The organism is Arthrobacter sp. Cr_A7 (genome assembly GCF_029222765.1).
Taxonomy (GTDB): Bacteria; Actinomycetota; Actinomycetes; order Actinomycetales; family Micrococcaceae; genus Arthrobacter.
The window spans coordinates 1-5,628 of sequence record NZ_JARHXQ010000104.1 but is presented as its reverse complement, the minus strand read 5'-3'; the positions used below and the strand labels follow the sequence as shown (position 1 = coordinate 5,628).

Annotated in this window: 6 protein-coding genes; 3 read left to right on the top strand and 3 right to left on the bottom strand. The window is 66.6% G+C overall.

All coding sequences use genetic code 11. The annotated features are described in order from the left end of the window. Positions 1-68: 68 nt before the first annotated feature. A complete protein-coding gene (gene galE, locus P2Q66_RS06430; protein ID WP_115525137.1) occupies positions 69-1,082 on the bottom strand; it encodes a UDP-glucose 4-epimerase GalE in 1,014 nt (337 codons plus the stop codon). 108 nt (positions 1,083-1,190) lie between these two features. Between galE and P2Q66_RS06425 the strand changes: the two genes are divergently transcribed. Together P2Q66_RS06425 and P2Q66_RS06420 are read left to right on the top strand one after the other, a co-directional pair. Beyond that, positions 1,191-1,799 carry a TetR family transcriptional regulator C-terminal domain-containing protein gene (locus P2Q66_RS06425; RefSeq protein ID WP_275726460.1) on the top strand — a complete coding sequence of 203 codons (609 nt, stop codon included), beginning with the start codon at positions 1,191-1,193 and terminating at the stop codon, positions 1,797-1,799. 99 nt (positions 1,800-1,898) lie between these two features. After that, positions 1,899-2,510, top strand: a complete 612-nt coding sequence (locus tag P2Q66_RS06420; RefSeq protein WP_079597333.1) for a hypothetical protein — start codon at positions 1,899-1,901, stop codon at positions 2,508-2,510. Between the two features lies 1 nt (position 2,511). On the opposite strand, the gene P2Q66_RS06415 is transcribed toward P2Q66_RS06420, so the two are convergent. Next, entirely contained in the window at positions 2,512-3,381 is an 870-nt protein-coding gene (locus P2Q66_RS06415) for a hypothetical protein (protein ID WP_115525135.1), read from the bottom strand. Positions 3,382-3,384: 3 nt separating this feature from the next. After that, positions 3,385-4,413, bottom strand: a complete 1,029-nt coding sequence (dapD, locus tag P2Q66_RS06410) for a 2,3,4,5-tetrahydropyridine-2,6-dicarboxylate N-succinyltransferase (RefSeq protein ID WP_079597331.1) — start codon at positions 4,411-4,413, stop codon at positions 3,385-3,387. 87 nt (positions 4,414-4,500) lie between these two features. Between dapD and dapE the strand changes: the two genes are divergently transcribed. Continuing rightward, positions 4,501-5,628 (top strand): succinyl-diaminopimelate desuccinylase (dapE, locus tag P2Q66_RS06405; RefSeq protein WP_275726463.1); only part of this gene is annotated, 1,128 nt, incomplete at its 3' end.

Here is a 5,628-nt window from a genome sequence, read left to right as displayed (position 1 = left end):
AGGCAACGCGGGGTCATCAAACGCCCAATACAAGGTCCCCGAAGGGCGTTTAGTGACCCCCGTTGCTGTCAGGACGCGTAGCCCTGGGGGTTGTTTTTCTGCCACCGCCAGTGGTCCTCGCACATCTGGTCCACGGTCTTGGTGGTGGACCAGCTCAGGTCTGCCAGCGCCGAGGTGGCGTCAGCCCAGAAAGCAGGAAGGTCGCCCGCGCGGCGGCCAGTGATCTCGTAGGGGATGGGCTTGCCCACGGCCTTTTCGAAGGAGCGCAGGACCTCCAGCACGGAGGAACCCTTGCCCGAACCGAGGTTCCAGCGGAACACGCCGGCGCGGTCCGCCACGTGGTTCAGGGCGGCCACGTGGCCTTCTGCAAGGTCCACCACATGGATGTAGTCCCGCAGGCACGTGCCGTCCGGGGTGTCGTAGTCGCCGCCGAAAACCATGAGCTTTTCGCGCCGGCCAACGGCCACCTGCGCGATGAACGGAACCAGGTTGTTGGGGATGCCCTGCGGATCCTCGCCGATGCGTCCGGACGGGTGGGCGCCTACCGGGTTAAAGTAGCGCAGCAGGGCTATATGCCAGCGGTCGTCTGCTGCGCCAAGATCGGAGAGGATGTCCTCGATCTGCTCCTTGGTGCGGCCATAGGGGTTGTTGGCGCCGATCTCCATCTTTTCCACGTAGGGGATGGGGTTGTGTTCGCCGTAAACCGTCGCTGACGAGCTGAACACAAAAGACCGGACGTTGTGCCGGTCCATGACGCGGATCAGGTTCAAAGTGCCCACGAGGTTGTTGTAGTAGTACTTCAGCGGCTCCTGCACCGATTCCCCTACGGCCTTCAGGCCGGCGAAGTGGATGACGGCGTCGATCGCGCTGCCGGCGAAGACCGCCTCAACCGCGGCTTCGTCCACCAGGTCCACGTTATGGAACTCAGCTGTTTTGCCGCTGAGTTCGGCAACCCGGCGCAGTGACTCCTCGCTGGAGTTGATGAGGTTGTCGATGACAACAACATCGTGGCCGGCTTCCTGCAGGGAAAGAACAGTGTGGGAACCGATGTAACCGGTGCCCCCTGTAACCAGAATTTTCATGCCTCAACGCTATCCCACCGGGCCGCGGTGCCGCCGCCATGTTCCGGATGCCGGGCAGGGACGGCAGGCGCGGCAAGCGATGGAGCACAACCGTGCTAAAAAGGAGCAGTGCCCAAAATTGTAGATGCCGAAGCCCGCCGCCAGGACGTTGTGGAAGCGGTGCTCAGGATCATCGCGGTGGATGGACTTGAACGCGCCTCGCTGCGTGAGGTGGCGGATGAGGCCGGACTCGCCGTCGGATCCGTCCGGCACTACTTCGCCGGCAGCGACGAACTCCTGACCTATTCCTTTGCCACCGTGGTGGACCGGATTGTCCGCCGGCTCAAGGGGGCGTTGCCCGGTGTCGCCGCCGCAGCGCCGCGCAGCCCTGAGCAGCGTGCAGCGGTATTAACCCTGATGGGTGGCCTGCTGCCCCTGGATGAGCCCCGGGCGGTAGAAGCCTGCGCCTGGATGGCGTTCAAGAACGCGGCCAGGATCCGGCCTTTCCTCGCCCCGGTTGCCGACAGCAGCCACCGGGAGGTGGCAGCGATTGCCGGGCAGGTGGTGGCTGCGCTGATGCCGCAGGACGAACCGCAGGAGAGCCTGGTGGTGGAAGCGGAACGCCTCCTGGCCACGCTGGATGGGCTGTGCATGCATGCCCTGCTGCAACCCGGGTGGATGACCGCGCAAATGTGCTCCGACGTGCTGGAACGCCACGTTGACGGCTTGAGTCGCTGAGGGGCGTTACCGTGGGCAGGGAGCGGGAATAGACTGATAGCCGGGGGCGCGAAACCGGATCAGCAGACCCGGCAGGAGCACGCCAGGGAAGGACTTCGGATGCATCAGGCAAGCGGTTCACGGTGGCAGATCACTACGGACACGTCCGGACCCATGATGATCGCACTCTACGTCCGCGACACGGTCGGGCTGAACGGCGCAGGCCACCCGGCGCTGTCCCATGCCGTTCCCAAGATCCGTCCGGCGGACCATACCCACCTGACAGCCGACGTCGGCGGGCTGAGCGCGCTCAAGACCGAGTGGGAAGCCTGGTGGGAACAACTGGTCAAAGCCCATCCGCAGACCTCGCCGGAACTGTCGCCGCCGGAGTTTGGCGCATTCGGCAACTCGCCCGCCCTGCAGCGGGTCCTGCAGGCCCACTTTGGCGCTGCCCTCACCTGGGCGCGGGAGCGGAGGAGCGAGTACGCCCGGCTGGAGGCGGAACGCCTGGCCAGCGGCACGGACCAGCTCCTGGAGGAACTGGTGGACGACAGGCTGATGGAAGTGGGACGGGATTCCCGTGACTTCACGCTGACCATCATCGAACTGCCCCTGAATGAGCAGCGGGCCTGGTACCTGGAGCCGGACAAGATCATCATGAGTCACCAGCTGATGGGCCAGCCGGAGCTGTTCCGCAGCTACGTGCAGCCGGTCGTGGAGATCCTCGTCTGAGTCATTGGCCCACACCCGCCTGGGTGCTTTGCGGGGCCACCGTAATCCGGACCTGTCCGTCCGGCGCCGCAGATTCCTGCCAGCCGTTCCGATCCGCACGGTCCCAGCTGCGGCCCGCCACCTCCACCCGGGTCACCTCGAGGCCTTTGGCATTCGCCACCGCCCACTGGGCCACGGACCAGGCCTGGCTGCCGCTGGCGTTCACCGCCACGGTCTGTCCCTCCACGGAAGCGTCCAGCGCTCCGTACGCCGTGCTGAGTTCGGCGGCCACCGCCGCGGCGTCTCCGGCTGAGCCCGACGAACGCAGCGTGCACTGCACGGCTTCGGGTGTCTGGCCGGACAACCCGGAGGCGAAGGACCGCCCCATATCCTCGTGCTGCGCATAGGCGCTGGGGTACGCGGACCGCTGGACGCGCTGTGCGGCGTCGGTGATGTCAAGCGTCTCGTAGTCCGGGACCTTCACCAGCGCATCGTAGAACGCGTTGACGGCGTAGTACGGGTCCATGACCTGTTCCTCGGTGCCCCATCCCTGCGAAGGCCGCTGCTGGAACAGTCCCCGCGAGTCCGGTCCGGCCTGGTCCCCGTGGGCGATGTTGCGGAGTTTGGACTCCTGCATGGCCGTGGCCAGGGCGATGCTCGCGGCCCGGGGAGGCAGCCCGCGTTGGACTGCGACGGCGGTGATCAGCGAGGCGTAGACCGCCTGGTCGGGTGCCAGTTCGGCTGTCCTGTCGCCGACAACAGCGGTGCAGCGCTCCGAAACCAGGGTTTCGGAACGCTGCACGAAGAACACCGCTGAATAGATGCCGCCGGCCACCAGGGCAAGGGCCAGCAGCAGTACCGCCAGGCGGCGCAGGCCGCGTCGTCGAGCCATAGATTAGTTGGCGTGCAGGGCGTCGTTCAGTTCCACGGTCTGGCCGGCCCGGGGGAGGACCTCCACGGCACCGGTGGTGGAATTGCGGCGGAACAGCAGGTTGGAAACGCCGGACAGCTCGGCCGCCTTGACGATCTTGGTGGTGTCCTCTCCCACCTCGTCCTTGGGCCCGGGCACGCGCACGCGGGTGCCGGCCGTGACGTACAGGCCGGCTTCCACCACGGAGTCGTCCCCGATGCTGATGCCAACGCCTGAGTTGGCGCCCAGCAGGACCCGCTCGCCGATGGTGATCTTTTCCTTGCCGCCACCGGAGAGGGTGCCCATGATGGAGGCGCCGCCGCCCACGTCGCTGCCATCACCGGTCACGACGCCCGCGGAGATACGGCCTTCCACCATGGAGGTGCCCAGCGTTCCGGCGTTGAAGTTCACGAAGCCTTCGTGCATGACGGTGGTGCCTTCGGCCAGGTGCGCACCCAGGCGCACCCGGTCGGCGTCGGCGATCCGCACGCCGGAGGGCACAACGTAGTCCACCATGCGCGGGAACTTGTCGATGCCGTACACGGTGACGGCGCCGCGGCGGCGGAGCCGGGCACGGGTAAGTTCGAAGCCCTCCACGGCAGCGGGACCGAAGTTGGTCCAGACGACGTTGGGCAGCTTCCCGAAGATGCCGTCCAAGTTGATGGTGTTGGGCTTGACCAGGCGGTGCGAGAGCAGGTGCAGCCGGAGGTAGGCGTCGGCGGTGTCGGCGGGGGCCTCGTCAAGGTTGATCTGGACGAACACCACCTTCTGCTCGGTGCCGCGGTCCTCATCGGTGCCGTTTTCCGCGATCTGCGTCAGGGAATCGTCAGCGTTTTCCACGGCACGCAGGTGCTCAGCGGCGACACCGAGGGCCGGTGCGGGGAACCAGACGTCCAAAACGGTGGCGCTGCCGTTGGCAGTGGCGATGGTGGCCACGCCAAAGCCGTAGGCAGAGCGTTCGTCAGTGGTTGCGTTCAGGGTTTCGGGCACGGCGGAAGAAGCGGTCTCAGTCATGTGCTCCAGTCTATCGAGGGCGGGGCACCGGGTTCGAACTAGACTGGCTTCGTGACTGCCGAAACCGCTCCAGACCCCGCGTCCGTCCTGTCCAGCCAGGAATCCGGCCAGGAGCCCGTGCCTGCGCGGCTGGACCTGCGGCAGGACGTTGCGCTGCTGACCGCCGCCATCATGGACATCAACAGCGTGTCCGGAAACGAAAAGGAACTCGCCGACGCCGTGGAAACGGCGCTGCTGGGTCTTCCGGAGCTGACGGTGGTCCGCGACGGGGATTCGATCATCGCCCGCACGGAACTGGGGCACCCCGAACGGGTCATCCTGGCAGGGCACCTGGACACTGTGCCGCTGCCGCTGACCGAGGGCTCCAAGGGAACGGTCCCTTCCAGCTGGGAGTCCGGCGTCCCGGGCGAAGGCATCCTGTACGGCCGCGGCGCGACCGACATGAAGGGCGGTGTGGCAGTACAGCTCGCGCTGGCGGCCACGCTGTTCGACGGCGGCGCGCAGCCCAAGCGGGACGTCACGTTCGTCTTCTACGACCATGAGGAAGTGGAAGCGGTGAAAAGCGGCCTGGGCCGCCTGGTCCGCAACCACGGCCACCTGCTGCACGGGGACTTCGCCATCCTCCTGGAACCTACGGACGGCATTGTGGAGGGCGGGTGCAACGGCACCAGCCGGTTTGAAGCAACAACCGTGGGCGAAGCGGCGCACTCGGCGCGGGCCTGGATGGGCAGCAATGCCATCCACGCCGCAGCCCCCATCCTGGCAAGGCTCGCAGCCTACGAACCGCAAACGGTCACCGTGGACGGCCTGGACTACCGCGAAAGCCTCAACGCCGTGAAGATCAACGGCGGGACCGCCGGCAACGTCATCCCGGACCGCTGCGTGGTGGAAATCAACTACCGCTTCGCCCCGGACAAGACACCGGACCAGGCCGAAGCCGTGGTGCGGGAACTCCTTGAGGGCTTCGACGTGGTCCGCACGGACGCTGCAGCCGGCGCCCGCCCCGGCCTTCAGCACCCGGCTGCCGCTTCCTTCGTTGCCGCCGTGGGAGGCGAGCCGAAACCCAAATACGGCTGGACCGACGTCGCGCGCTTCAGCGAACTGGGGATACCGGCGGTGAATTTCGGACCCGGTGATGCACTGCTGGCGCACAAGGACAACGAGCATGTCCACGCGGATGCCATCCGCACCTGCCTCCGCGCGCTGCAGGACTGG

Coding starts and splice junctions, on each gene's coding strand:
- galE (WP_115525137.1), bottom strand. CDS start 1,082: ATGAAAATTCTGGTTACAGGGGGCACCGGTTACATCGGTTCCCACACT.
- P2Q66_RS06420 (WP_079597333.1), top strand. CDS start 1,899: ATGCATCAGGCAAGCGGTTCACGGTGGCAGATCACTACGGACACGTCC.
- P2Q66_RS06415 (WP_115525135.1), bottom strand. CDS start 3,381: ATGGCTCGACGACGCGGCCTGCGCCGCCTGGCGGTACTGCTGCTGGCC.
- dapD (WP_079597331.1), bottom strand. CDS start 4,413: ATGACTGAGACCGCTTCTTCCGCCGTGCCCGAAACCCTGAACGCAACC.